This window comes from Paraburkholderia sp. EG286B, from assembly GCF_040965655.1.
In the GTDB taxonomy this organism is placed as follows: Bacteria; Pseudomonadota; Gammaproteobacteria; order Burkholderiales; family Burkholderiaceae; genus Paraburkholderia.
In genome coordinates, this window is the sequence record NZ_JBFRCF010000015.1 from 200,492 (window position 1) to 224,963 (window position 24,472).

General features: G+C 62.6%; 22 protein-coding genes. 19 read left to right on the plus strand and 3 right to left on the minus strand.

Annotated features, from left to right (window positions below; all coding sequences use genetic code 11):
- Positions 1-53 precede the first annotated feature (53 nt).
- Positions 54-896, minus strand: a complete 843-nt coding sequence (locus AB4Y42_RS29385) for a hypothetical protein (protein WP_368696100.1) — start codon at positions 894-896, stop codon at positions 54-56.
- Between the two features lie 858 nt (positions 897-1,754).
- Here AB4Y42_RS29385 and groES point away from each other — a divergent pair.
- Both groES and groL read left to right on the plus strand, forming a co-directional pair.
- Positions 1,755-2,045 (plus strand): co-chaperone GroES, encoded by a 291-nt coding sequence (gene groES, locus AB4Y42_RS29390; protein WP_028202123.1) that lies wholly within the window; start codon positions 1,755-1,757, stop codon positions 2,043-2,045.
- A 44-nt stretch (positions 2,046-2,089) separates the two neighbouring features.
- Positions 2,090-3,730: a chaperonin GroEL gene (gene groL, locus AB4Y42_RS29395; RefSeq protein WP_042262253.1), complete on the plus strand. Its 1,641-nt coding sequence runs from the start codon at positions 2,090-2,092 to the stop codon at positions 3,728-3,730.
- 258 nt (positions 3,731-3,988) lie between these two features.
- Here groL and AB4Y42_RS29400 read toward each other — a convergent pair whose 3' ends face one another.
- Positions 3,989-4,834, minus strand: a complete 846-nt coding sequence (locus tag AB4Y42_RS29400; RefSeq protein ID WP_368690332.1) for a hydroxymethylpyrimidine/phosphomethylpyrimidine kinase — start codon at positions 4,832-4,834, stop codon at positions 3,989-3,991.
- A 284-nt stretch (positions 4,835-5,118) separates the two neighbouring features.
- On the opposite strand from AB4Y42_RS29400, the gene AB4Y42_RS29405 reads away from it, so the two are divergent.
- From AB4Y42_RS29405 to AB4Y42_RS29445, 9 genes are all read left to right on the plus strand, one after another.
- On the plus strand, positions 5,119-5,289 hold the full coding sequence (locus tag AB4Y42_RS29405) for a rubredoxin (RefSeq protein WP_008342674.1): 171 nt from the start codon (positions 5,119-5,121) through the stop codon (positions 5,287-5,289).
- A gap of 196 nt (positions 5,290-5,485) precedes the next feature.
- Positions 5,486-7,009, plus strand: coding sequence for a hypothetical protein (locus AB4Y42_RS29410; protein ID WP_368696101.1), 1,524 nt, complete (start codon positions 5,486-5,488; stop codon positions 7,007-7,009).
- A 234-nt stretch (positions 7,010-7,243) separates the two neighbouring features.
- On the plus strand, positions 7,244-7,822 hold the full coding sequence (locus tag AB4Y42_RS29415) for a YqgE/AlgH family protein (RefSeq protein WP_028202127.1): 579 nt from the start codon (positions 7,244-7,246) through the stop codon (positions 7,820-7,822).
- The gene (gene ruvX, locus AB4Y42_RS29420) at positions 7,819-8,253 is read left to right on the plus strand and encodes a Holliday junction resolvase RuvX (protein ID WP_368696102.1); all 435 of its coding nucleotides are present in this window, start codon (positions 7,819-7,821) and stop codon (positions 8,251-8,253) included. The genes AB4Y42_RS29415 and ruvX overlap by 4 nt, the downstream gene beginning before the upstream one ends.
- Before the next feature lie 19 nt (positions 8,254-8,272).
- Positions 8,273-8,794: a bifunctional pyr operon transcriptional regulator/uracil phosphoribosyltransferase PyrR gene (gene pyrR / locus AB4Y42_RS29425; RefSeq protein ID WP_368696103.1), complete on the plus strand. Its 522-nt coding sequence runs from the start codon at positions 8,273-8,275 to the stop codon at positions 8,792-8,794.
- Between the two features lie 92 nt (positions 8,795-8,886).
- On the plus strand, positions 8,887-9,906 hold the full coding sequence (locus AB4Y42_RS29430; RefSeq protein WP_324140716.1) for an aspartate carbamoyltransferase catalytic subunit: 1,020 nt from the start codon (positions 8,887-8,889) through the stop codon (positions 9,904-9,906).
- A 25-nt stretch (positions 9,907-9,931) separates the two neighbouring features.
- Positions 9,932-11,242, plus strand: coding sequence for a dihydroorotase (locus AB4Y42_RS29435; RefSeq protein ID WP_368696104.1), 1,311 nt, complete (start codon positions 9,932-9,934; stop codon positions 11,240-11,242).
- 55 nt (positions 11,243-11,297) lie between these two features.
- Positions 11,298-12,074, plus strand: a complete 777-nt coding sequence (locus AB4Y42_RS29440; protein ID WP_368696105.1) for a lysophospholipid acyltransferase family protein — start codon at positions 11,298-11,300, stop codon at positions 12,072-12,074.
- Between the two features lie 49 nt (positions 12,075-12,123).
- A complete protein-coding gene (locus AB4Y42_RS29445) occupies positions 12,124-12,939 on the plus strand; it encodes a 2OG-Fe(II) oxygenase (RefSeq protein WP_368696106.1) in 816 nt (271 codons plus the stop codon).
- Positions 12,940-12,960: 21 nt separating this feature from the next.
- Here AB4Y42_RS29445 and AB4Y42_RS29450 read toward each other — a convergent pair whose 3' ends face one another.
- Positions 12,961-13,812, minus strand: coding sequence for a symmetrical bis(5'-nucleosyl)-tetraphosphatase (locus AB4Y42_RS29450; RefSeq protein WP_368696107.1), 852 nt, complete (start codon positions 13,810-13,812; stop codon positions 12,961-12,963).
- A gap of 418 nt (positions 13,813-14,230) precedes the next feature.
- Here AB4Y42_RS29450 and rfbB point away from each other — a divergent pair, with 418 nt between their 5' ends.
- From rfbB to AB4Y42_RS29490, 8 genes are all read left to right on the plus strand, one after another.
- The gene (rfbB, locus tag AB4Y42_RS29455; RefSeq protein WP_368696108.1) at positions 14,231-15,292 is read left to right on the plus strand and encodes a dTDP-glucose 4,6-dehydratase; all 1,062 of its coding nucleotides are present in this window, start codon (positions 14,231-14,233) and stop codon (positions 15,290-15,292) included.
- An 11-nt stretch (positions 15,293-15,303) separates the two neighbouring features.
- Entirely contained in the window at positions 15,304-16,197 is an 894-nt protein-coding gene (rfbA, locus tag AB4Y42_RS29460) for a glucose-1-phosphate thymidylyltransferase RfbA (protein ID WP_368696109.1), read from the plus strand.
- Positions 16,182-16,733: a dTDP-4-dehydrorhamnose 3,5-epimerase gene (gene rfbC, locus AB4Y42_RS29465; RefSeq protein ID WP_368696110.1), complete on the plus strand. Its 552-nt coding sequence runs from the start codon at positions 16,182-16,184 to the stop codon at positions 16,731-16,733. The genes rfbA and rfbC overlap by 16 nt, the downstream gene beginning before the upstream one ends.
- Positions 16,734-16,740: 7 nt before the next feature.
- The gene (rfbD, locus tag AB4Y42_RS29470; protein WP_368696111.1) at positions 16,741-17,637 is read left to right on the plus strand and encodes a dTDP-4-dehydrorhamnose reductase; all 897 of its coding nucleotides are present in this window, start codon (positions 16,741-16,743) and stop codon (positions 17,635-17,637) included.
- Between the two features lie 164 nt (positions 17,638-17,801).
- Positions 17,802-19,229, plus strand: a complete 1,428-nt coding sequence (locus tag AB4Y42_RS29475) for a mannose-1-phosphate guanylyltransferase/mannose-6-phosphate isomerase (protein WP_368696112.1) — start codon at positions 17,802-17,804, stop codon at positions 19,227-19,229.
- A 109-nt stretch (positions 19,230-19,338) separates the two neighbouring features.
- Entirely contained in the window at positions 19,339-20,118 is a 780-nt protein-coding gene (locus AB4Y42_RS29480) for an ABC transporter permease (protein WP_368696113.1), read from the plus strand.
- Complete coding sequence (locus AB4Y42_RS29485; protein WP_368696114.1) at positions 20,108-21,502, plus strand: ABC transporter ATP-binding protein; 1,395 nt, start codon at positions 20,108-20,110, stop codon at positions 21,500-21,502. Before AB4Y42_RS29480 ends, AB4Y42_RS29485 begins: the two co-directional genes overlap by 11 nt.
- The gene (locus AB4Y42_RS29490) at positions 21,483-24,419 is read left to right on the plus strand and encodes a glycosyltransferase (protein ID WP_368696115.1); all 2,937 of its coding nucleotides are present in this window, start codon (positions 21,483-21,485) and stop codon (positions 24,417-24,419) included. The genes AB4Y42_RS29485 and AB4Y42_RS29490 overlap by 20 nt, the downstream gene beginning before the upstream one ends.
- The last annotated feature ends 53 nt before the right edge of the window (positions 24,420-24,472 follow it).

A 24,472-nucleotide genomic window follows, 5' to 3' on the forward strand; every position in this document is an offset into this window, starting at 1 on the left:
CTCCCGCCTTGGATACGTTCTACGGCAGACTTCGATTTAATCTGTAATCGTTTTCAATGCGTGCCTTCGGAGGATGGGCTGTCCTTCCACCCAAGTTGGCGAATCGCGCGCTCCTGGGTATCGACGCCGTCGTCGTTGCTGCCAGGGACGGTGGCGCCGGCGGCAGCGGATTGATTCGCAGCTGCCGACGTGACGCTCGTATCCGCACTTTCGACGTCCGTTGGACGTCCGTTAGCTGGCGTGCTGGTCGCGCTCGGCAGCGGGGGAGGTGACGCGACTGTGGCCGGGGCGTTCGGCGCGGCCGGCGCGGTGGCGCCCCAATCCCGCGACGACGGCAGCGGAACGCTGCTTGCATCGCGCGGCCGCGGCACAGCCGCGTCCGATTGGGCGGGGCCGTTCGGCGTACGTAGCGGCGACCAGCCCGTCGCGAGGATGGCGCGCTCCATCAGCGAGCGCGCGCGCAGGCTGCCCGGATCAATCGCGAGCGCCTCCGATGCCTGTTCTCGCACGCAATCCCAGGCACGTTCCGAGGCACATCGGTCCGCGCTTTGCAGCGCGTTATCGCAGCGTTGCTCCGCTGGTGCGCTGTAGCGCTGTATCTCGCGCGCCGCCTGATTGTTCGCGCCACGTGGAAGTGTGGCATTCGTGTTTAGCAAGCTTTTCTCGGCGAGGCTCGCGCGCGTGGCACGAACTTCTCTTTCCTGGCCGCGCCTTTCGCCGTACAGCAGAAACGCAGCGTATGCGATTGCTACAATGAACCAGGCGAGCAAAACGCCCTTCACGAAGAGCCCTTTACCGGTGCGCCAGAACGGGCGGTGTTCCTTGAGTTGATAGTGGTGCAAATAGTCTGCGTGCACCGACGGGCGATGGAATGCGGCCGCGCCGGCAAGCGACACCTTTGCAACGGCAGGCATAGGCGCTGCCGCGGAACCGATGACTCTCAAGGTGGCTTTCGGGCGCGCGTGCGCAGGCGCGTCGAGCGGGCGATCCGTGCCGCAGTAAGGACAGGAATCGGCGTACTGATAGAGCGTCCCGCCACAGAACTTGCATGGTGTGGGGAAACTCTGGTTGCGAGTCATCTGAACTGACATGCTGTCGTTCCACCGTCATGGCGACGCCATTTCGGCATGTTCAGGATCGTCGTTGAAGCGATCGGCGAAGCCTCGCGGAACCCACGATCTGCATGCGCAGGAGAGCGGCGGTGCCTGACGGGGCGCAGCCGCTCGAAAGATCATATGAGTGATTTTCCGTTCATCCGTTAATTGCCGGTGTTGCCTACCGCACATATGCGCTGCCTGCGAGCAGTAGGGCGCCAACAAACCGGTTGTGTGTATAAATCGCACCGGATCATGGCAAGATCGGGGATTTCCCCGAGAGGCGTCCCGGATGACTCGGGAGGCCGGGGCCCGCTTGCTGGACGCCGTTGCTTCCAGCGTCATGCGGTTTCTTGTCGGATAGGGTATTGAGTTCATCTATCCTATTGTTTATATTGAAGAATATTTTTATATGGCACTTAAATCCGACATCCAATGGTTCTAACCTGAACTAGGAGAAGTGCCTCCGGGGTCGAACCAATCTCAACGGAAATTCCCCATTCCGCCCCTTCTTGAATTTGTCACTCCCCGTCCATATAATTAGCACTCACCGCATGAGAGTGCTAACAACTCTGGTGCTAACAACATCTCTGGCTGGCGGCTACCGGCAGCCAGGTTTTCTTGAGTCGCTTCAAGTCCTAATCAAGAGAGGATCTATCCATGAACCTTCGTCCTTTGCATGATCGCGTGATCGTCAAGCGCCTGGATCAAGAAACCAAGACCGCTTCGGGCATCGTGATCCCGGACGCAGCGGCAGAAAAGCCGGATCAAGGCGAAGTCCTGGCCATCGGCCCGGGCAAGCGCGACGACAAGGGCGCCCTGATCGCGCTCGACGTGAAGGTCGGCGATCGCGTTCTGTTCGGCAAGTACGCTGGCCAGACCGTCAAGGTCGATGGCAACGAACTGCTCGTGATGCGCGAAGAAGACATCATGGCCGTGGTGAACAAGTAAGTTCATTCCACCGCTCACTATTCAAGAATTCAAGGAGTTAGAAGATGGCAGCTAAAGACGTCGTGTTCGGCGATTCCGCCCGTTCCAAGATGGTTGAAGGCGTGAACATTCTCGCCAACGCAGTGAAGGTCACGCTGGGTCCGAAGGGCCGCAACGTGGTGCTCGAGCGCTCGTTCGGCGGCCCGACGGTCACCAAGGACGGTGTCTCGGTCGCAAAGGAAATCGAGCTCAAGGACAAGCTCCAGAACATGGGCGCGCAAATGGTCAAGGAAGTGGCTTCCAAGACCAGCGACAACGCCGGTGACGGCACGACGACGGCTACGGTTCTGGCCCAGTCGATCGTCCGCGAAGGCATGAAGTACGTCGCATCGGGCATGAACCCGATGGACCTGAAGCGCGGCATCGACAAGGCCGTCGCAGCAGCAATCGAAGAACTGCGCAAGGTCAGCAAGCCCTGCACGACCAACAAGGAAATCGCTCAAGTCGGCTCGATCTCGGCAAACAGCGACACGTCGATCGGCGACCGTATCGCTGAAGCGATGGACAAGGTTGGCAAGGAAGGCGTGATCACCGTCGAAGACGGCAAGTCGCTGCAAGACGAGCTGGAAGTCGTCGAAGGTATGCAGTTCGACCGCGGCTACCTCTCGCCGTACTTCATCAACAACCCGGACAAGCAAGTCGCCGTGCTGGAAAGCCCGTTCGTCCTGCTGTTCGACAAGAAGATCTCGAACATCCGTGATCTGCTGCCGGTTCTGGAACAAGTCGCGAAGGCTGGCCGTCCGCTGCTGATCATCGCTGAAGACGTCGAAGGCGAAGCGCTCGCAACGCTGGTCGTCAACAACATCCGCGGCATCCTGAAGACCGTCGCCGTCAAGGCTCCGGGCTTCGGCGACCGTCGCAAGGCCATGCTGGAAGACATCGCGATCCTGACCGGCGGTCAAGTCATCGCGGAAGAAACCGGCCTCACGCTCGAAAAGGCAACGCTGGCCGAACTCGGTCAAGCCAAGCGCATCGAAGTGGGCAAGGAAAACACGACGATCATCGACGGCGCAGGCGAAGCCGTGAACATCGAAGCGCGCGTGAAGCAAATCCGCACGCAGATCGAAGAAGCGACGTCGGACTACGACCGTGAAAAGCTGCAAGAGCGCGTTGCCAAGCTGGCAGGCGGCGTGGCAGTGATCAAGGTTGGCGCTGCGACCGAAGTCGAAATGAAGGAAAAGAAGGCACGCGTGGAAGACGCGCTGCACGCAACCCGCGCTGCCGTTGAAGAAGGCATCGTCCCGGGCGGCGGCGTTGCGCTGATCCGTGCACGCACGGCAATCGCCAGCGTGAAGGGCGCCAACGCAGACCAGGACGCAGGCATCAAGATCGTCCTGCGCGCAATGGAAGAGCCGCTGCGCCAGATCGTCACGAACGGCGGCGAAGAAGCTTCGGTCGTCGTGGCAGCAGTTGCTGCTGGTCAAGGCAACTACGGCTACAACGCAGCGACCGGCGAGTACGTCGACATGGTCGAAGCTGGCGTGGTCGACCCGACGAAGGTCACGCGCACCGCGCTGCAAAACGCAGCTTCGGTTGCTGGCCTGCTTCTGACGACGGACGCAGCTGTTGCTGAAGTGCCGAAGGAAGATGCTCCGATGCCTGGCGGCATGCCCGGCGGCATGGGCGGCATGGGCATGGACATGTAATTGCGATCCGGAGTTGGTGCTTCAGCTGTCGACCAGAGTTAGCGCTTCAGCGCTTACTTTGGTCCCATGCAAAGCTCCTACTCCGGTCTCATGCAGAGCCAGGCTCACGCCGAAATTACATCGAAGTTCAGAAGTGCAGGGGACGCGCCGTGAGGCGTGTGCCCCTAGCCCGAAAAGAAGAGCCCGCAGCGATGCGGGCTTTTTTTCGTCTGTGCGGTTTGCGCGGCTGGCCTCCGGGTGGAAGGCCAAACCGCAGATTTATTGCTTCGCTTCGCCCGGCGAGCCTTCGTCCGCGTCCGTGTCATTGCTGCGCGCCCAGAAGAACCGGTCGGGCAGCCACGCGCCCATGCCCGGCCTGAACGCGTTCTGCACGGCCTGATACACATATTCCTGCGCTTCGCGCACGGCCTCGGGCGGCTCCTGCCCATTGGCAAGCAGCGCGGCAATGGCGGCGCCAAGCGTGTCCGTCACGCCCATCATCGGCTGGGTGGAGCGGTCCCACAGATCCTGGCGCAACTGGCCGTCTTCGCAATACAGCGTGTTGACCACGCGATGCGTGCCCGTTTCCATCGCCAGGATGTACTCGCAACCGGTGGCGAGCAGGTGCGCGATGGCGGCGTCGACGCTGGGCGCTTCCGCGTCGCCGTCCGGCTGTGCGAGCGCGATCAGCGTGGCGGAGTCGGCCACGAGCAGCGTGGTCTGCGGCACGAGCAGGTCGGCCATCGCTTCACGCAGTTCGTCGGCGGCGAGGACGTGCTCGTCGTCGAGCGTGAAGTCGGGGGCGAGGATGAGCGGCAAGTCGTCATAGTCGGCGACCACTTCGGCGATCGCGCTCACGACCTCGGCGCGCGCACCCGCGCCGACCTTGAACGCCGCGATGGGCATGTCTTCGAGCAGCATGCGCGCCTGGGTGGCGACGGTTTCCGGGTCGAGGCCGGTCACTTCGTCGCAGCCCGCGGAGTCGCGCACCGTGTAGCCGGTCAGCGCGGTGACGCCGTGGCAGCCCATGCTGGCGAGCGTGAGCAGGTCGGCCTGGAGGCCGCCGCCGCCGGTCGGGTCGGAGAGGCCGAAGGTGAGGACGATGGGAGGGGTGTCGCTGGGCATGAACGTGGCGAGATGGATTGGACTTCGGGCGCGGCGTACCGCGCCGTCATAAGAGAATGCTTCAATTATGCGGCTTATCGACGAATCCGGGGGACGGATGACCCCGGCGCGCGCGAGGATTTTTCCGCGCTGCACGAGCCGCTAGCGGCAACGCATTCTGTTTGATCCCGTGCAGGCCAGATTTCCTCTTGCTAGGCATGGAAACGGCAACAAGGTACCATCATGGCTCTCGTTTCCCCGATTTTTTTTCCGACTGGTTTCGGACTTTTCGACGCGGCATAAGAATGGAATATAGAAGCTGGATGTGCCTGATCTGCGGCTGGATTTACGACGAAGAAGCCGGTTTGCCAGACGAAGGCATTGCCCCCGGCACGCGCTGGGAGGATGTCCCGATCAACTGGACCTGTCCTGAGTGCGGTGCGCGCAAGGAAGACTTCGAGATGGTCCAGATCTGAGCGCGTTGCCCGGATAGCTGGCGATAGCCGGCGCGCAGTCTGGCTGCAGATTCCAGAAGTGTGGCGGGTGCGGAGTGCGGTGTCGCAACAGCGGGCACCGTATTTGCGCTTGCCGTCGCGGTTGTTGATGCTCTCGTCGACGCCATTGTCGAGATTGCCCGCCTGGTCGGCCCGCTAACGTTTTCGGCGCTGCCCTATGAGTCATCCTTCAAGCTCTGATGTGCGGTTCGAAGCGTTGCCGAATCCGCGCGGCGGCACGGTGCCGTTCGCGCATGGCGCGCTCGCCCAGGCGCTTGCCGCGCTCGATGAGCAGCGTGATGTGGCCCGGCCGCTGCGCCAGGCTGCCCGCACGCTGCACGACGCCGGCTGGCTTGCCGCCGCGCGCTTTGCCGACACGCTGCTCCTCGCTTCCCCGCTCGCGCTCGCCGCGCCGGTGCCCGTCGCACCGCCGCCGGGCTTGCCCGCGCGGCCGCTTCATGTACCCGAGGAAGTGCAGGGCGCTGAAATCCGCGCGTTGTTCAGCGAGGCGCTCGAAGATCTCGTCGCCGCGCTCGAACGCCGTAATCTGCGCGAGCTGGCGTGTTCGCCTGCGCTTTTCGCGCGGCAGCACGCGCTCTTGGCCGCACTGGCGGAGCACGTGCCGGGCATCGCGCTCGCCTACGAGGACGTGGCGCTGCAGGGCAGGCCGCTCGCGCCCGCTTCGCTGCATCCGCAGCCGGCGCAACGCTTTGGCCAGGTGCGCGCGCGCTTCGAGCAGGCGCTGCTGCATGCGCTCAAATCGCAGTTCGGCAACGGCAGCCGCGCGGCCGACGCGCTCGCGCTCGCGGCATTCGACGAGATGGATGCCTGCATGGCCGAGCTATCGAGTCCCGATCCCTACGACTTCTGGCGACTTGCCGCCGCGTGCGGCCGCGCGCTGCGGCGCGGCGCGGCGTCATGGGGCGACGAGGGCGTGCGGCGGCTTTACGCGCGCTGCAATCTGCTGATCGGCGAGCACGCGCGCGGCCTGCGCTTCGCGCCGCAAACGCTCGTGCGCTCGACGCTGGCGTTGCTATGGCGCGACTACGCGCTCTTCGGGGCCGCCGCGGAAGACACCGCCGACGTCGATTTGCTGCACGACTACGGCTTGACCGTCGAATGGCATATCGCCGGCACGCAAGCCTCGGAAGCGCTGTGGGAAGCCGGTAGCGCGCAGGCCGGCGCGCTCGCGGCGCGCGTGGCGCCCACGCGCGAGCTGGGTGCGCTCGTCGTGAACGGCAACGCGTATGAAGATTTTCTGCAGACTGCCGATGCGGCGATGATCGCGCTCGGCACGCATTCGCGCACGCTGACGTTGCGCGGCGCGGGCGCGGGCGCGGGCCCGGAGCCTGCCGACGCGCTGGTCGCAGCCGAGGCGGCGTACCGCATCGGTGCGGCGGCCTGGGCGCTCGGGCTCGGTCACGTCGGCCAGCTCGCGGATGCGCTGGGCCTCGCCTGGCGGCGCACCGCGCACGCGGCAACGCTCGCGACGCTCGAGGCGCACGGCGCGCCGTCGGTTCAGGCGCCCGGCGCCGAGGCGATCGAGCATGCCAGTGAGGCGCTGCGCGCCATGCTGCACAAGGTCGCGGCGGGCATCGCGCAGCCCGACGCCACGCCCGCGGTGCGTGCGCTTGGGGCGGCGATCGTTGGCGGCGTGGCGCAAACCGCAGCGCAGCCCGCAGTGCAATCCATTGCGCACTGAATGCACCGGGCGGGCGGATCGGCGGCGCGCGTCTGGCCGCCCAGGCGCCGGGCACCGGCCTTGCGCCGTTGGCCCATTGCCTTGCAAGGGCGCAGCGCGCGCGTGTTAGAGTGAGCCATTCCCTGCAATGCGCGACGCGTAGCGGCTGGCAAAGTGCGAGGCGGCCATCGGGCGCCCGACTTCCGGCCTGGCAGCGCGCCGCCATTGAGCATCGTCTTTGCTAGAATTCAAACCATGTCCAAGAGTACCGATCGCATCAATCTGACCAACCAGTTCCTGATCGCCATGCCGAACATGGCGGACCCCACGTTTTCAGGAACGGTGGTCTACCTTTGCGATCATTCGGAGCGCGGCGCGCTCGGTCTCGTCATCAATCGGCCCACCGACATCGATCTCGAGGCACTCTTTTCCCGCATCGACCTGAAGCTCGAAATCGAGCCGCTCCTGCACGTGCCCGTCTATTTCGGCGGCCCGGTGCAGACCGAGCGGGGCTTCGTGCTGCACGCGCCCGCCGAGGGAACGAGCTATACGTCTTCGATGTCGGTACCGGGCGGGCTCGAGATGACCACGTCGAAGGACGTGCTCGAAGCCGTCGCCAACGGCAGCGGCCCCGAACGCTTCCTGCTCACGCTCGGCCATGCCGGCTGGGGCGCGGGTCAGCTCGAGGACGAAATCTCGAAGAACGGCTGGCTCACGGTCGAGGCCGATCCGAAGATCGTGTTCGACGTGCCCGCCGAAGAGCGTTTCGAGGCGGCGCTCGCGCTGCTCGGCATTTCCTCGACGATGCTGTCGGGCGAGGCGGGCCACGCATGAGCGTGGCCGCTGGGCGAGGGGCCGGCGAGGCCACCTTGCTTGCGTTCGATTACGGCGAAAAGCGCATCGGCGTGGCGCTCGGCAATGCGCTCACGCGCAGCGCCCGGGCGCTCACCGTCATTCCCAACAAGAGTCGCGCCTATCGCTTCGAAGCGATAGGCGAATTGCTGCGCGAATGGCAGCCTGATGTGCTCGTGGTCGGCTTGCCGTGTCATCCGGATGGCACGCCACACATCATGACGCAGCACGCGAAGCGCTTTGGCAACCAACTCAACGGCCGCTTCGGTTTGCGGGTGGTGTGGGTGGACGAGCGCTATTCGTCTGTCGATGCCGAAGCACGGCTGCGCGAGCGCGGCGCACGCGTCGAACACGTCGACGCCGAAGCGGCCTCCGTGATTCTCCAGCAGTACCTCGACGAACTCCCGCTCTGACCTGCCCGCGAGTTGCCCGATGATCATTTCCGACGCTGAAGCGCTGTACTTCGCCCTTCTCGACGAGATCCGCGCGGCGTATCACGCCGATGCGTTCGGCGCGCCCGGCGGCGTGGCGATCGTCGGCATCCATAGCGGCGGCGCGTGGATCGCCGAGCGGCTCGCGCAGGACGTTGGGACGCACGAATGGGGCGTGCTCAACGTCGCGCTGCACCGGGACGACTACGCGAAAAAGGGCCTGCACAGCAAGGCGAGCCCAACGGCGCTGCCGTTCGCGGTGGAAGGCCGCCACATTCTGCTCGTCGACGACGTGCTGTACACGGGCCGCACGGTGCGCGCCGCACTCAACGAACTTTATGACTACGGGCGGCCGGCCTCCGTCGAACTCGCGGTGCTCGCCGAGCGCGGCGGGCGCGAACTGCCGGTGTCTGCGCGTTTCACCGGCGGCGCGGTGAGCGTCGGTGCACACGAAACGCTCGTGCTTGCACACAACCCCGACGGCCGCTTCGCTTTTGAAGTCGAGCAGAGCAGCGGTAGCTGACGCGCGCATCGAATACATTCGGCGGCAGCGACGGCAGAAGCACAGGCATGCACGCCGGCCACACACGGCCCATCACACCCAGGATTTACGCGATGAACACCCAGCCCACGCCCGCGGCGTCCCCAGCGGACGACACGCGTTTTCGCTACGGCTTCCTCAAGGGCAATCCGCAGCTCACGAAGAATGGCGAGCTTAAACACCTGCTGTCGATCGAGGGCCTGTCGCGCGCGATCCTCACGCATGTGCTCGATACCGCCACGCAGTTCGTGAGCGTGACCGACCGCGACGTGAAGAAGGTGCCGCTGCTGCGCGGCAAGTCGGTGTTCAACCTGTTTTTCGAGAACTCCACGCGCACGCGAACCACGTTCGAGATCGCGGCCACGCGTCTTTCGGCCGATGTGCTCAACCTGAACATCAACGCTTCATCGACGAGCAAGGGCGAGTCGCTGCTCGACACCATCGGCAATCTTTCGGCGATGCACGCCGACATGTTCGTCGTGCGCCACGCGTCGAGCGGCGCGCCGTACCTGATCGCCGAGCACTGCGCGCCGCACGTGCACGTGATCAACGCCGGCGACGGCCGCCACGCGCACCCGACGCAAGGCCTGCTCGATATGTACACGATCCGCCACTACAAGCGCGACTTCACGAACCTGCGCGTGGCGATCGTCGGCGACATTCTGCATTCGCGTGTGGCGCGCTCGGACATCCACGCGCTGACCACGCTCGGCGTGCCCGAGGTGCGCGCCATCGGCCCGCGCACGCTGCTGCCGGGCGGCCTCGAGCAGATGGGCGTGCGGGTGTTTCATAACCTCGATGAAGGCCTCAAGGATGTCGACGTCATCATCATGCTGCGTCTGCAGAACGAGCGCATGAGCGGCGCGCTGCTGCCCTCCGCGCAGGAGTACTTCAAGAGCTGGGGTTTGACGCCCGAGCGCCTCGCGCTCGCCGCGCCCGACGCGATCGTCATGCATCCGGGGCCGATGAATCGCGGCGTCGAGATCGACTCGCAGGTCGCCGATGGTCCGCAGTCGGTGATCCTCGACCAGGTGAGCTTCGGCATTGCGGTGCGCATGGCGGTGATGGGCATCGTCGCCGGTAACAACGATTGAAGCCGCGAGAAGGACAGGGCAACAGATGAAGATCCATATTCAAGGCGGCACGCTGATCGATCCGGTAGCTGGGACGGAACAGCAGCAGGACGTGTACATCGAAGCGGGCAAGATCGCGGCGCTTGGCGCGGCGCCCGCGGGCTTTCAGGCGGACCGCACGCTGGATGCGCGCGGCCTCGTCATCGCGCCTGGTCTTGTCGACCTGAGCGCGCGCCTGCGCGAACCGGGTTACGAGCACAAGGCTACGCTCGACTCGGAGATGAATGCGGCGCTTGCGGGCGGCGTGACGAGCCTCGTGTGCCCGCCCGATACCGACCCAGTGCTCGACGAGGCTGGCCTCGTCGAAATGCTCAAGTACCGTGCGGGGAAGCTCGCGCGGGCACACGTGCATCCGCTGGGCGCGCTGACCGTGGGCCTGAAAGGGCAGGTGATCACCGAGATGGTGTCGCTGACCGAGGCGGGCTGCATCGGCTTCACGCAGGCCGACACGCCGATCGCCGACACCCAGGTCCTGCTGCGCGCGCTGCAGTACGCGAGCACCTATGGCTACGCCGTGTGGCTGCGGCCGCAGGACGCGTATCTCTCGAAGGGCGGCGTGGCCGCGAGCGGCGCGCTGGCTTCGCGCCTCGGCCTCTCCGGCGTGCCGGTGAGCGCGGAGACGATCGCGCTGCATACGCTGTTCGAACTGATGCGCGTGACCGGTGCGCGCGTGCACGTGCAGCATCTTTCGTCTGCGGCGGGCGTGGCGCTCGTGCGTGCGGCGAAGGCCGAGGGCTTGCCCGTGACCTGCGACGTGACGGCCAACCATCTCCATCTGATCGACATGGACATCGGCTATTTCGACGCGCAGTTCCGGCTCGACCCGCCGCTGCGCCAGCAGCGCGATCGCGAGGCGCTTCGCGCGGGCCTCGCCGACGGCACGATCGACGCGATCTGCTCGCAGCACACGCCCGTGGACGACGACGAGAAGCTGCTGCCCTTCGCCGAAGCGACGCCGGGCGCGACGGGCCTCGAACTGCTTCTCTCGCTCACGGTGAAATGGGCGCAGGAAGCGCGCGTGCCGCTCGCGAAAGCGCTCGCCCATGTGACGTCGGCGCCCGCAGCCGTGATGCAACATGATCTGGCAAGCCCGGCGGGACGGCTCGCCGTGGGCGCGAGCGCGGACCTCTGCGTGTTCGATCCCCATGCGCATTGGCGCGTCGAGCCTCGCGCGCTCAAGAGTCAGGGACACAACACGCCGTTCCTCGGCTATGAACTGCCCGCCGTGGTGCGCGCAACGCTCGTGGCGGGGCGGGTGGGCTTTGAGCGCGGGTTGGATCGAGTTGCAAGCGCATGACAGATTTGTGTCATGCAGGTCTGCTAGGATTTCGCGATTCAGCCTATCGTCAAACATGAGCCTTTTCATCCGCAAGACCCGCCTGCTCGCGCATCTGCTGCGCGGCGCCCTGACCGTCGCATTGCGTTTTCCGCGCGCGAGCGCCGATCAGCGCCACGCCATGAACCGCGCATGGTCCCTCAAGATGCTCGAGCTGTGCGGCCTGAAGCTCGTCGTGCACAACGACGCGGCTCGGCTCGATGCCGGCGCGCTCGTCGTGAGCAACCATATCTCGTGGATCGACATCTACGTGATCAACGCGTGGCGGCCCACGCCGTTCGTCTCGAAGGCCGAGATCCGCAACTGGCCCCTCATTGGCTGGTTCGCGCAGAATCTCGACACGGTGTTCGTCGAGCGCGAGAAGCGAAGCGATGCGAAACGCATCATGCATGAGCTGGCGGCGCGGCTCGAGCGCGGCGAGTTGATGTGCGTGTTTCCCGAAGGCACGACCTCGGATGGCCTCGCGCTCAAGCCGTTTCACTCGAACATGTTCCAGGCGGCGGTATCGGCTGGGAGGCCGGTGCAGCCGCTGTGCATTTTGTATGAGGATGCGCAGGGGCGGCAGTCGGTGGCGCCGGCGTATATCGACGACCTCTCGCTCAAGGATTCGCTCGACGCGATGCTTAAGTCCGGGCCGCTGACCGCTCACGTTTATGTGGGCGAGGCGATCGAAGCGGGGGATGACCGGCGCAAGCTGGCGGCGCGGGCGCAGGAGGCTGTGGGGCAGGCGTTGGAGACGATGCGGGGTGAGGCGGCGCATGTGCAAGGGCCCGGGGCCGTTCAGGTATCGTGACGCCTCGACGCGTTATCGAAAATAAAACATCGAAAGCAGGACAGTCATCATGGATCGCACGGAACTCGGCGCGCGTGTCGCGGAGCGCCTCGAAGCAGAACGCACGCGATTGCGCGAACAATGGACGCAGACGGCGCCCGTCAACCACTTCCATATCGACGACGTACTTCCGGAGGACGTTGCACGTGCAATTCGCGCGGCCTTTCCCGACACGTCGAAGATGATGCTGCGCAAGAGTTTGCGCGAGCTTAAGTACGTGTCGGCGCAAATGGACGCGCACGCGCCGCTGCTTGAAGAGATCATCTTCGCGTTCCAGATGCCGCGTGTGGTCGAACTCGTCAAAGAGATCACCGGCCTGCGCTCGCTCTATCCAGACGAGCATCTCTACGCAGGCGGCATCTCAATGATGGGGCCGGGCCATTTTCTCAACCCGCATCTCGACAATTCGCACGACAAGGACCGCGAACGTTATCGCGTGCTGAATCTGCTCTATTACGTTTCGCCGGACTGGTCGCTGGAGAAGGGCGGCAACCTGGAAGTCTGGCCGCAGGGCACGAAAGCCGAGCCGACGACGATCGTGAGCCGCTTCAACCGCCTTGCCGTAATGGTGACCAACCAGCACTCGTGGCATTCAGTATCGAGGAACGCGAGCGCGGAGCAGCGCTGCTGCGTGTCGAACTACTACTTCTCGGATCACCCGGTGGGCGACGCCGAATACTTTCACCCGACCTCGTTTCGGGGGCGACCCGACGAGCCTGTACGCGACGTCGTGCTGCAGGCCGACGCCGCGGCGCGCGGACTCGTACGCCGCGTCTTTCCCAAAGGTGTGAAGAGCACCACGCACGTGTACAACAAGAAGCGCTGAAGGGACGCGGCGGCGCGAGATTCAGCCGCTCGTCGCGCGGCAGCTCTCGCACGGCACCTGGGTGAGGAGGCGCTGGGACGGATCTGCGTGGAGGTGCACCGCTGAAAGCTGTTCGCCCCAAACGCAGCCCGAATCGAGCCCGACCACGTTCTTGCGCAAGGTGAGGCCGAGCGCCGCCCAATGGCCGAAGACGACCGTGACGTCGGCGGTCTTACGCCCGGGCACGTCGAACCACGGCATATAACCCGGCGGTGCCGAATCGAGGCCGCCGCTCGTGGTGAAGTCCATGGTGCCATCGCGATCGCAAAAACGCATGCGCGTGAGTGCGCTGCAGGTCACTCGTAGCCGATCAATACCCTTCAGGTCCTTCGACCAGCGGTTCGGCTCGTTACCGTAGAGGCCCGCGAGCGTCTCCTTCCAGTTGTCGCGCCGCAAGGCTTTCTCAAGCTCGTGCGCGAGTTCCATCGTGAGATCGACATCCCATTGCGGCAGCACGCCCGCGTGCACCATCAGCATGCCGCTCTCGTAGTGCGCGACTGGACGGTGGCGCACCCAGCGCAACAGGTCATCGGCGTCGGGCGCGTTCAGGATGTCGTCGATGGTGTCGCCCTTTTTCGACTTGCGGATGCCCGCCGACACCGAAAGCAGATGCAGGTCGTGATTGCCCAGCACGGCAACACCGCGCTCTCCGAGCGCGATGACCTGGCGCAGCGTCTCGAGTGATTCGGGTCCGCGATTGATCAGGTCGCCCGCGAACCACAGCGGCGTGTGGGCCGACGGCGCGGCCTTGGCGAGCAGTTCGCGAAACGGTGTGAGGCAGCCCTGGAGATCGCCGAAGGCGAGGGGAGCGGTGAACGGCGCTTGCTTGGTCATTAAATCGGAATCAGTTGCAGAACGGCGCAGGAAGAGAGAATGACGGTATCACAGGAATAGTTTTGCCGTGTGGTGTGAAGAGTAGGTGACGCGAGTCATCGATGCGGCCCGAAGTGACCATCGGAGATGCGGCCGATTTGTCGCTATCGCGCGACAGGCGCAAGCATTAACCGGAGGCACATGCCCTTGACAGTGTCGAATCGGAATTTGTCAAGCTGTTTCAAGATGTTAGCGGTATGGTTTTCGCTCTCGCTGGCCTTATAATTGTCGGGCATAAAATCAGAGCCAGAGTATGCAAAGTGGTTAAAAGACGGACATTTGCTCGCCAAACAGCCATTTTTACAGCATTCTTTCGAGCACTCTGCGTCCGGGGGCGTTAGGCCAGAGTTGCTATCAAACAGAGCTATAAAGGAGTTCCATGATTCTCGTGACGGGCGGTGCCGGCTTTATCGGCGCCAACTTTGTGCTTGACTGGCTGCGTCAATCGGATGAAGCCGTTCTGAACGTAGACAAGCTGACCTACGCGGGCAATCTGGGAACATTGCAGTCGCTGCAAGGCAATCCGAAGCACGTGTTTTCGCGCGTGGACATCTGCGACCGTGCGGCGCTCGACGCGCTCTTCGCTGTACACAAGCCGCGTGCGGTGCTGCATTTCGCGGCAGAAAGCCACGTCGATCGTTCGATTCATGGTCCGGCCGATTTTGTTCAGACGAATGTGGTCGGCACCTTTACGCTGCTCGAAGCGGCTCGCCAGTACTGGAACGGTCTGCCCGAAGCAGAAAAGGCGGCATTCCGCTTCCTGCACGTGTCCACCGACGAGGTATTCGGCTCACTCTCCGCAACCGATCCGCAGTTCTCGGAGACTACGCCGTACGCGCCCAACAGCCCGTACTCGGCGACCAAGGCAGGCTCGGACCATCTCGTGCGTGCGTATCACCACACGTATGGCCTGCCCACGCTCACCACGAATTGCTCGAATAACTACGGCCCGTACCAGTTCCCTGAAAAGCTCATTCCGCTGATGATTGCCAATGCGCTCGCCGGCAAGCCGCTACCCGTGTACGGCGACGGCCAGAACGTGCGCGACTGGCTGTACGTGGGCGACCATTGCAGCGCGATCCGCGAAGTGCTCGCGCGCGGCAAGAGCGGCGAAACGTATAACGTCGGCGGCTGGAACGAGAAGAAGAATCTCGAAGTCGTGCACACGCTGTGCGACCTGCTCGACGAACTGCGTCCGAAGGCGGCCGGTTCGTACCGCGACCAGATCACCTACGTGACCGATCGGCCCGGCCATGACCGGCGTTACGCGATCGACGCCCGCAAGCTCGAGCGCGAACTCGGCTGGAAGCCCGCAGAAACCTTCGAGACCGGTCTTGCGAAGACGGTGCGCTGGTATCTCGACAATCAGGCGTGGGCTGACGAAGTTGCCTCGGGCGACTATCGCAAGTGGGTTGAAACGAACTACGCGCGGCGCGCGTAAGGGCGGTAGACATGGCGCGCAAAGGCATTATTCTCGCCGGTGGCTCCGGCACGCGGCTTTATCCGATCACCCATGCAGTCTCGAAACAGCTGCTGCCGGTGTACGACAAGCCGATGATCTACTACCCGCTCTCGACGCTGATGATCGCGGGTATTCGCGACGTGCTCATCATCTCGACGCCGCAGGATACGCCGCGTTTCGAGTCGATGCTTGGCGACGGCAGCCAATGGGGCATGAACATCCAGTACGCGGTGCAGCCGTCGCCGGATGGTCTCGCGCAGGCGTTCATAATCGGCAAGGAATTCGTCGGCAACGATCCGTCGGCGCTCATCCTTGGTGACAATATTTTTTACGGCCACGATCTCGCCAAGCAGCTGGAACGTGCCAGCTCGCAGGAGTCGGGCGCGACGGTGTTCGCGTACCACGTGCACGATCCGGAGCGCTATGGTGTGGTCGAGTTCGACAAGGGCTTTCGCGCGCTGTCGATCGAAGAGAAGCCCGCACAGCCGCGCTCGAACTACGCGGTCACTGGCCTGTACTTCTACGACAACCGTGTGTGCGACATCGCGGCGGACATCAAACCGTCCGCACGCGGCGAACTGGAAATTACCGACGTCAATTCGCGCTACTTGAGCGATGGCGCGCTGAATGTCGAGATCATGGGCCGGGGCTACGCGTGGCTCGATACCGGCACGCACGACTCGCTTATCGAAGCGGCGACGTTCATTGCGACGCTGCAAAAGCGTCAGGGGCTCGTGGTCGCATGTCCTGAGGAAATCGCGTATCGGCAGTCGTGGATCGACGCGGAGCAACTTCAGGCGCTGGCCAAGCCGCTCGCCAAGAACGGCTACGGAAAATATTTGCTGAACATTCTTATGGATCAGGTCGCATGGCCATCACGGTAACCGAAACGGCACTCCCGGAAGTCAAGATCATCGAGCCGAAAGTCTTCGGCGATGCGCGCGGCTATTTTTACGAGAGCTTCAACGGCTGCGAGTTCGAAGAGCTGGTCGAACCTGGCGTTGTGTTCGTCCAGGACAACCATTCGCGTTCCGCGAAGGGCGTGTTGCGCGGCTTGCACTATCAGATCCAGCATGCGCAGGGCAAGCTCGTGCGCGTGGTTGAAGGTGAAGTGTTCGACGTGGCCGTCGACATACGCCGCAGCTCGCCGAATTTCGGCAAGTGGGTGGGTGTGCACCTCTCGGCTGAGAATCACCGTCAGTTGTGGGTGCCGCCTGGCTTTGCGCACGGCTTCGTCGTGCTGTCGGAGTCCGCGCAGTTCCTCTACAAGACGACCGACTACTGGTTCCCCGAGCACGAGCGCAGCATCGTGTGGAATGACGCTGATATCGGCATCGAATGGCCAGTCGACTTCGAACCGCTGCTGGCGGCGAAGGACGCGGCGGGCAAGCGGCTTGCCGAAGCCGAAGTGTTTGCGTGAGGGTGCGATGGCGCTACGCAAACAACCCACCATTCTGCTCACCGGCGTGCACGGCCAGGTCGGATTCGAACTGGCGCGCAGCCTACAGGGGCTTGGTCGAGTCGTCGCGGCCGATCGCAACATGCTCGACCTATCCGATCTGGACGCAGTGCGGCGTGTCGTGCTGGAAGTGAAGCCGCAACTCATCGTGAATCCGGCCGCACACACCGCGGTTGACAAAGCCGAGAGCGAACCGGACGCAGCGATGCGCCTGAACGCCCACGCGCCCGTCGTGCTCGCCGAAGCAGCAAAACAGCTCGGTGCGGGCCTCGTGCATTACTCGACCGACTATGTTTTTGACGGTACGAAGGATGGTGCGTACGTCGAAACGGATGAGGCCAACCCGCAGAACGTGTATGGGAAGAGCAAGCTTGCGGGCGAGCAGGCGATTGTGGCGTCGGGCTGCGCGCATCTCATCTTCCGCACGAGCTGGGTGTATGGCACGCGAGGCAAGAATTTTCTGCTGACGATGCTGCGCCTTGGCGCTGAACGCGATGAACTGAGTGTCGTAGCGGACCAGATCGGCTCACCGACCTGGTCGAGCACGATAGCGGCAGTGACCGCGAATGTGCTGGCACAGTTGATTGCTGCTCCAGATGGGGCCGAGTGGTGGGCGCGGCATTCTGGCGTCTATCACCTTACGGCCGACGGCACGACCTCCTGGCATGGCTTCGCCGAGGCTATCTTCGAGGCGTCAGGCTTGCCGAAGAAGCCCACAGTCAAGGCGATTCCGGCGTCTGCGTATCCGACGCCCGCCAAACGCCCCCGCAACTCCCAACTCTCGAACGACAAGCTTGCGCAGGTGTTCGGTGTACGGGCGCCGGAATGGCGGGAGGCATTGCGTTTGTGTATGGCGGCACGTTGACCGACTCAATTTGCTTCCGCCGCTGCCGACAAGGGTGAGGTTCGCTGTCGCGACTCGGACCCACGGGCGGTGGGAGCGACGTTTGTACATGTAATAATGACCTGTTTACCGCCCTTGACCACAACATCACGGGCGGTGCCCTCGTACGCTCAACAGTAACGACTATGACGATTACCCCGGTCATTCTTTGTGGCGGCTCCGGTACACGCATGTGGCCGTTGTCCCGCAGTGGATATCCGAAACAGTTCCTGTCCCTTTGTGGCGATTTGACCTTGTTGCAGCAAACGGCCAGGAGACTTGACGGTCTCGCTGACACTGCAGCGCCGCTGGTCATTTCGAACGAGCAGCAACGGTTTCTCGTTGCGGAACAGTTGCGCGAGATCGGTGTGCAGGGTTGTGTGGCGCTCGAGCCCGTCGCCCGCAACACGGGACCCGCGATCGCAGCCGCCGCGTTGATTGCATCGAAGGACGACGCTGACGCGGTCCTGCTGGTGCTGCCGTCGGATCACATGATCGAAAACGACGATGTGTTCCGCGCGGTTGTCGAGAAGGCGCTGCCGCAGGCGGCCGAAGGAAAGCTGGTCACGTTCGGCATCGAGCCCACCGAGCCTCACACTGGCTACGGTTACATCCGGCGTGCAGCGGCTCGCGGAGCAAGCGGCAATGTTTTCGAGGTCGATTCGTTCGTCGAAAAGCCGGACGAGGCGCGGGCCAGGGCCTTCCTGGCGGAAGGCGGCTACTACTGGAACAGTGGCATGTTCCTGTTCCGCGCCGACGCGTACCTGCGCGAACTGGCTCTGCATGCGCCGGACGTGCTCGAACAGGTCACGCAGGCAGTTGGCCTCGCGAAGCAGGATCTCGATTTCCTGCGTCTCGATCGCGACGCGTTTGCCGCAAGCCGTTCGGACTCGATTGACTATCTCGTGATGGAGCGTACCTCTCACGCCGTGGTAGTCGCGGCGGCCGGGATTGGCTGGAGCGACGTAGGTACGTGGAGCGCACTTGCTGCAATCAGTCCGCGGGACGACCAAGGCAACACCCTGCAGGGGGATGTGATCGCGTTCGATGCGACCAACACGTTCGTGCGTAGCGAGTCCCGGATGGTCGCCGTACTCGGCGTCGACGACCTGGTCGTCGTCGAGACTGCCGACGCTGTGCTGGTCGCGAGCAAGGAGCGGGCGCAGGACGTCAAGAAGATCGTCGACCGGCTCAATGCGGCTGGCCGCGTCGAATCCGAATTGCATCGTAAGGTGGCACGCCCTTGGGGCACTTACGAAGGTGTGGATAGCGGTGATCGATTCCAGGTGAAAAGGATCGTCGTTAATCCGGGGGCGTCGTTGTCGCTGCAGATGCATTACCACCGTGCAGAGCACTGGATCGTCGTGCGAGGCACTGCACGTGTCGTGAACGGCGACACCACCCTGCTTCTCTCGGAAAACCAGTCGACCTACATTCCGCTTGGAACCCAGCATCGCCTGGAAAACCCCGGAAAGGTGCCCCTGGAGATGATCGAGGTCCAATCCGGCGCCTATCTTGGGGAAGACGATATCGTCCGATTCGAAGATAACTATGGCCGGATGCACAACCGCTGATTTTGCGCGGCTCCCTTCACCGTCAGCATGTCTGCGCGCTGGGGAGCCGACAGTCTTTTCCTGAAGAAATATGCTGCGTCTAATTGACTATCCGAAACGCATGCTCCGCATGATCGTCACGAACCGTGGCCTTATCGCCGCGCTGACGGTTCGTGAAGTGCTGGGCCGCTACCGTGGCTCGATGCTTGGCATGTTCTGGGCGGTCTTTCAACCCGTCCTCATGCTCGCCGTGTACACGTTCGTGTTCGGCGTGATTTTCCGTTCGCGTTGGCCGGGCGGCACAGGGTCGCGCGCTGAATTCGCGCTCGTGCTGTTCTCCGGTCTGCTCGTGTTCAACATGTTTGCCGAATGTTTGAACCGTGCGCCGAGCATCATCCTGTCGAATGTGAACTACGTAAAGCGCGTGGTGTTTCCACTGGAAATCCTGCCACTCGTGGCCGTCGCAGTTGCGCTTTTTCATCTCTTCATCAGCTTCCTGGTGTGGCTGGTGTTTTATCTGATTGCGATTGGCGTGCCGTCTATCACCGTGCTGCTGTTTCCCGTTGCTCTGCTTCCGCTAGTTTTCCTGTCGCTCGGTATCGCCTGGTTTTTCTCCGCGCTTGGTGTTTTCATTCGCGATACCGCGCAGATCACTGGCCTGTTCACGACCGTGTTGATGTTTCTCTCGCCCATCTTCTATTCGGCAGACTCCATCCCGCCGCGATTTCGCCCTGTCGCAGAGTTGAATCCGCTCGTTCCACTCATCGAGCAGGTCCGCCGGGTTTTGATGTGGCATGAAGGCCTTGACTTTCGTGCGTATGTGCCAGTGCTGGTGCTGTCGATCGTCGTTTTGCTGGGCGGCTTCTGGTGGTTCGAGAAGACACGAAAAGGATTCGCCGATGTCCTCTGATTACGCCATCAAGATCGACAATCTGAGCAAGTGCTATCACATCTACGATCGTCCTCGGGACCGCTTGCTGCAGATGCTGTTTCGCGGCAGACGCACCTACTTTCGCGAGTTCTGGGCCGTGCACGATGTTTCGTTCACGGTGGAGCGCGGTACGACGGTAGCGATCATCGGGCGCAATGGCGCAGGCAAGTCGACACTGTTGCAGATGATCTGCGGCACTCTCTCGCCTACTGAGGGAAATATTGAAGTTCGCGGCAGGGTTGCGGCATTGCTGGAGCTTGGCGCAGGCTTCAATCCCGAATTCACGGGCCGGGAGAACGTGTATCTGGCGGCTTCGCTGCACGGTTTGAGCCGGGAGCAAACCAATGCGCGGTTTGAGGCGATCACAGCCTTCGCAGGTATTGGCGACTATGTGGACCAACCGGTCAAGACGTACTCGAGCGGCATGTTCGTACGACTCGCATTCGCCGTGATCGCACACGTCGACGCCGATATCCTGATCGTCGACGAAGCGCTGAGCGTAGGTGACGCGTTCTTTCAGCAGAAGTGCATGCGCTTCCTGCTCGACTTCAAGGCGAACGGCGGCACGTTGCTGTTTGTCAGCCACGACATGAGCGCGGTGAACGCGCTTTGTGAGCATGCGATCCTGTTGCGCCGCGAAGGAACGCAATACCACTACGAAACGGGAACGCCGAAAGAGATCGCAATGATCTATTTGCGCGATCTCTACTCGGAGAAGGCTGCTTCGCAGGTCGGTGAAATCGGAGCATCGAGCGGATCCGCTGGCGCGTTGCTGGCTGCTGCTTCGTCGGGCGAGCGGGCAGGGCAGGCACGCAGGTATGAGGTCGAATCCGTTGCGCCCGTGCGCTACCACGCATCGCAGTTCCGGGCCGAGGCGGAGAGCTTCGGTATCGGTGGCGCGACCATCACCGCGGTCTTCTTCCGGAATGGCGACGGAGAGGTAGTCAGCGAATTCCACTCCGACGAAATGCTTAGCCTCGTGATCCGGGCTGCCGTGAAGTCGGATATGACTTATCCAGCGATCGGATTCGTAGTTAAAGACAACCATGGGCAAAAGCTGATCGCCGAGAGTACCGACAGTTATCTGCGCGAGCGCGCGATCTTCGCTAGTGCAGGCTCGGAAATCGAGGCGACGTTTTCCATGTGCTTCCCAGCGCTCATCCGAGGCGAATACCCGATCGACGTCGCCTTCGCGGAAGGGCCGGGTAACGATCACGTGCAGCACCACCTGATGCATGACGTCATGGTGCTGACCGCCCTCGGAAGCAATCTCGTACATGGCAAGTTCGGTGCACCGTCGCTTTCCATTACCTTCGATGTGACTCAATCTGAAAGTCTGTCCGATGGCGCAAATGCAATGTAAGTACGGCTTCTTCGAGGTATCCGGCAACCGCGGACTCGCGGTGGATTCGCTACGGCTATACGGAGAGTTCGCCGAGCGTCAACTCGTCATGATGCAGCGCTTCTTGGCGCCGGGCAGCGTCGTCGCAGACATCGGGGCCGATGTTGGCGCGTGCGCGGTAGCGTTCGCACGTGACGCCCAGGACACGGGGCGCATTCACGCACTTGAGATGCGAGGCGCCACAGCCGATGCGTTGAAGGCCAACGTTGAGCGCAATTTCTTGCAGGACGTAGTGCTGACGCGCGAGGTTGACGGTGGGGCAAACGCTTCGTCGGGCGACGCGCTTTGGGGGGCGTTCGAGTCGCTGGCGCTACCGAGCGTCGATCTCGTCCACATCGGTCGCGGAGTGGCCGTATCGCCGACGGCGCTGTTCGATTCGGCGACAGGGACCATCGGCCGATGCCGGCCGGTCATATGCGTCGATCCCACTACTGTGCAGGATAGCGAGGCTTGGCTTGTTGCTGCGAAGCGCGAGCGCTACACGGTATTCGGACACGCCGCGTTCGCGTTCAATCCGGAAAACTATCGTCGTTGTACCGAGAATATATATGGCGACGCACGCGATTGCATGCTGATCCTCGTGCCGGACGAGCAGGGTGAGCGTTTCCTTACTCTGGATTTGCGCCCGGTCACATCCCTCGAGGATCTGCGCGCGTGGGTGCAGGACGCGGTGGCGCAAACAAACGGTATACGCTCGACAACCTTTGCCGGGCACCTCACGCCCTGGACCGGGATGCGCGAGACTGCCGCGGGAGCAGCCAACGACGGTCTTTCTCCGCCTTACGAGGCAGTCTGCTCAAAGAGCGAATTGCACATCGTTGTCCCTTTCTACAAGAAAGAGGAACTCGTTCCGCAACTGTTCGGTTCGCTCAATGCGATCGGCGACGAACTGCGCCGGCTCGGAGCAAAGGTCTTCTTCTACAACGACAGTCCAGACTACGCACCCCTCCAGGCAGCACTCGAGATCTGTCGTTTCGATGACCCCGCGATTAGTTTCGAGGTGGTCACGAATGAGAATAACCTGGGCTTCATCGGAACCTGCAACCGGGCGTTCGCGCGCGCGAAGGCGGCACGTGCGGAGGTCGTTCTGCTGAACTCGGACACGATCGTGTTCCCTGGAGCGTTGAGCGAACTGCTCGATGTAAGTGCGCTCGATCCGATGATCGGCTTCGTTTCGCCGCGGAGCAACAATGCAACCATCGCAACGCTGCCTTATTCATTTCTCGATCAGGACGTGACTCCGCAGCGGGGTTACGCGGCATTCGTGCAGACTGCACCGACTTTGCCGCGTTACTCATTCGTACCCACGGCGGTTGGTTTTTGTCTGTTGATCAAGTGGACTGTCCATAGCGAGCTGGGTGGTTTCGATCCTGTCTACGGAACCGGATACAACGAAGAAAACGATCTGGTCATGCGCGCGAACCGCTGCGGCTATCGTGCGGTTCTCGCGAATCGGGCCTTCGTCTGGCACATGGGTGAGCAATCGTTCGCCGAGTCCTCGCGGGCCAAGGCCGCTCGTGAGGCGAAAAACGCGCCAGTTCTTCATGCGCGTTATCCGGAGTATCCGCAACTCATCCATTCGTATTTCGCGTCGCCGGAATTCCGGGCGGAAACGTTGATTGAATACGCTGGCGGCACGAACGGACAACTCGTCTACGCGTTCGATTTTTCCAGCTTTGGTCCGTACTTCAACGGAACCTTCGAATCGGGCATCAAGCTGCTCGAGGCGGCCGTACGCACCTGGCCCACGCATTGCAAGATCGCCGTGTACATGCAGAAGGCGGCGTGGGACTTCCACGGTCTCTCACGTCTGGAAGGCGTGGCACGGCTGGAAGTCGACGGACAATCGGAAAAGGTCACCGCCATCGTGCGTATTGGGCAGCCGTTCGATGTCGATGCCATGTCACGGCTCGTGAACCGAGCCCCGGTAGTCGGCATCTTCATGCTGGACACGATCGCATATGACTGTGGCTATCTGTCGTTGAACTTCGATGCGCGTATCTGGCACTTCGCACTTCGCCATATCGACGTGCTGTTCACGAACTCGCGCTTCACCCTCGATCGCATTACGAACCGCTTCGAGATAGGACCGACGGTGATCCAAAAGGTGTCGGCGCACTCGCTTGACATCACCGAATACGGTTCGCCGAGCGAAAAGCGCGATGAGGACAAGTCGCACATTTTCGTGATTGGCAACCACTTCAACCATAAGTTCGTACGCCCGACAGTGGACGCTATCGCTGCCGCGTTTCCCGGCGAGCGCATTGTTGCTGTGGGCTATGGCGATAAGCCGTCACCGTACGCAAACGTCGAGGCTTTTCAGGCCGGACATCTCTCGGACGAGGCGTTCGAGAAGTTTTATTCAAACGCCCGCGCAGTTGTGTTCCCCAGTCACTACGAAGGCTTCGGCTTTCCGGTTCTGCACGCGCTGGCACGCAGACGGCCAATTTACGTGCGGGATTCTGCGCTATATCGCGAGTTGGCCGCAGGTACCGAAGGCGCGGAGAACATTCATTTCTTTTGCACGATCGAAGATCTGATCTCGGATATCCGCGAAAACGGTGTGCATTGGAAGACGCCGGAAACGACGGGTGAACGCGGAGGCTGGGACCGCTCGGCGCGGGAGGTATTCGCCACGATGGAAGAGGCGCGACGAACTGTGAGGTACGGTACGCTTGTAGATCGCCTGCGCCAGTTCGACCAGCTTCGACTCGCGATCAGCGGCGGTGGCACTGTTGCGCCGACCCCCGGGAAGTGGGTTGGCATGAGAGTCGAGGCGGGCGTAGAACGCGTGCTGCGTGTACCGGGCATGAAACCGCTGGCGCGTCGTTGTTGGCGCTTCGCTCGGCGCTTGAGGAACAGGCGTAAGGGCAACTAGTAACGGAATGACGATGACATCGATTCGGGGCAATAGCACAGATCGCGAAGGGA

Excerpts from the sequence above, each read along its gene's own strand:
- groES (WP_028202123.1), top strand. The coding sequence starts at position 1,755 with ATGAACCTTCGTCCTTTGCATGATCGCGTGATCGTCAAGCGCCTGGAT.
- groL (WP_042262253.1), top strand. The coding sequence starts at position 2,090 with ATGGCAGCTAAAGACGTCGTGTTCGGCGATTCCGCCCGTTCCAAGATG.
- AB4Y42_RS29400 (WP_368690332.1), bottom strand. The coding sequence starts at position 4,834 with ATGCCCAGCGACACCCCTCCCATCGTCCTCACCTTCGGCCTCTCCGAC.
- AB4Y42_RS29405 (WP_008342674.1), top strand. The coding sequence starts at position 5,119 with ATGGAATATAGAAGCTGGATGTGCCTGATCTGCGGCTGGATTTACGAC.
- AB4Y42_RS29410 (WP_368696101.1), top strand. The coding sequence starts at position 5,486 with ATGAGTCATCCTTCAAGCTCTGATGTGCGGTTCGAAGCGTTGCCGAAT.
- AB4Y42_RS29415 (WP_028202127.1), top strand. The coding sequence starts at position 7,244 with ATGTCCAAGAGTACCGATCGCATCAATCTGACCAACCAGTTCCTGATC.
- ruvX (WP_368696102.1), top strand. The coding sequence starts at position 7,819 with ATGAGCGTGGCCGCTGGGCGAGGGGCCGGCGAGGCCACCTTGCTTGCG.
- pyrR (WP_368696103.1), top strand. The coding sequence starts at position 8,273 with ATGATCATTTCCGACGCTGAAGCGCTGTACTTCGCCCTTCTCGACGAG.
- AB4Y42_RS29430 (WP_324140716.1), top strand. The coding sequence starts at position 8,887 with ATGAACACCCAGCCCACGCCCGCGGCGTCCCCAGCGGACGACACGCGT.
- AB4Y42_RS29435 (WP_368696104.1), top strand. The coding sequence starts at position 9,932 with ATGAAGATCCATATTCAAGGCGGCACGCTGATCGATCCGGTAGCTGGG.
- AB4Y42_RS29440 (WP_368696105.1), top strand. The coding sequence starts at position 11,298 with ATGAGCCTTTTCATCCGCAAGACCCGCCTGCTCGCGCATCTGCTGCGC.
- AB4Y42_RS29445 (WP_368696106.1), top strand. The coding sequence starts at position 12,124 with ATGGATCGCACGGAACTCGGCGCGCGTGTCGCGGAGCGCCTCGAAGCA.
- AB4Y42_RS29450 (WP_368696107.1), bottom strand. The coding sequence starts at position 13,812 with ATGACCAAGCAAGCGCCGTTCACCGCTCCCCTCGCCTTCGGCGATCTC.
- rfbB (WP_368696108.1), top strand. The coding sequence starts at position 14,231 with ATGATTCTCGTGACGGGCGGTGCCGGCTTTATCGGCGCCAACTTTGTG.
- rfbA (WP_368696109.1), top strand. The coding sequence starts at position 15,304 with ATGGCGCGCAAAGGCATTATTCTCGCCGGTGGCTCCGGCACGCGGCTT.
- rfbC (WP_368696110.1), top strand. The coding sequence starts at position 16,182 with ATGGCCATCACGGTAACCGAAACGGCACTCCCGGAAGTCAAGATCATC.
- rfbD (WP_368696111.1), top strand. The coding sequence starts at position 16,741 with ATGGCGCTACGCAAACAACCCACCATTCTGCTCACCGGCGTGCACGGC.
- AB4Y42_RS29475 (WP_368696112.1), top strand. The coding sequence starts at position 17,802 with ATGACGATTACCCCGGTCATTCTTTGTGGCGGCTCCGGTACACGCATG.
- AB4Y42_RS29480 (WP_368696113.1), top strand. The coding sequence starts at position 19,339 with ATGATCGTCACGAACCGTGGCCTTATCGCCGCGCTGACGGTTCGTGAA.
- AB4Y42_RS29485 (WP_368696114.1), top strand. The coding sequence starts at position 20,108 with ATGTCCTCTGATTACGCCATCAAGATCGACAATCTGAGCAAGTGCTAT.
- AB4Y42_RS29490 (WP_368696115.1), top strand. The coding sequence starts at position 21,483 with ATGGCGCAAATGCAATGTAAGTACGGCTTCTTCGAGGTATCCGGCAAC.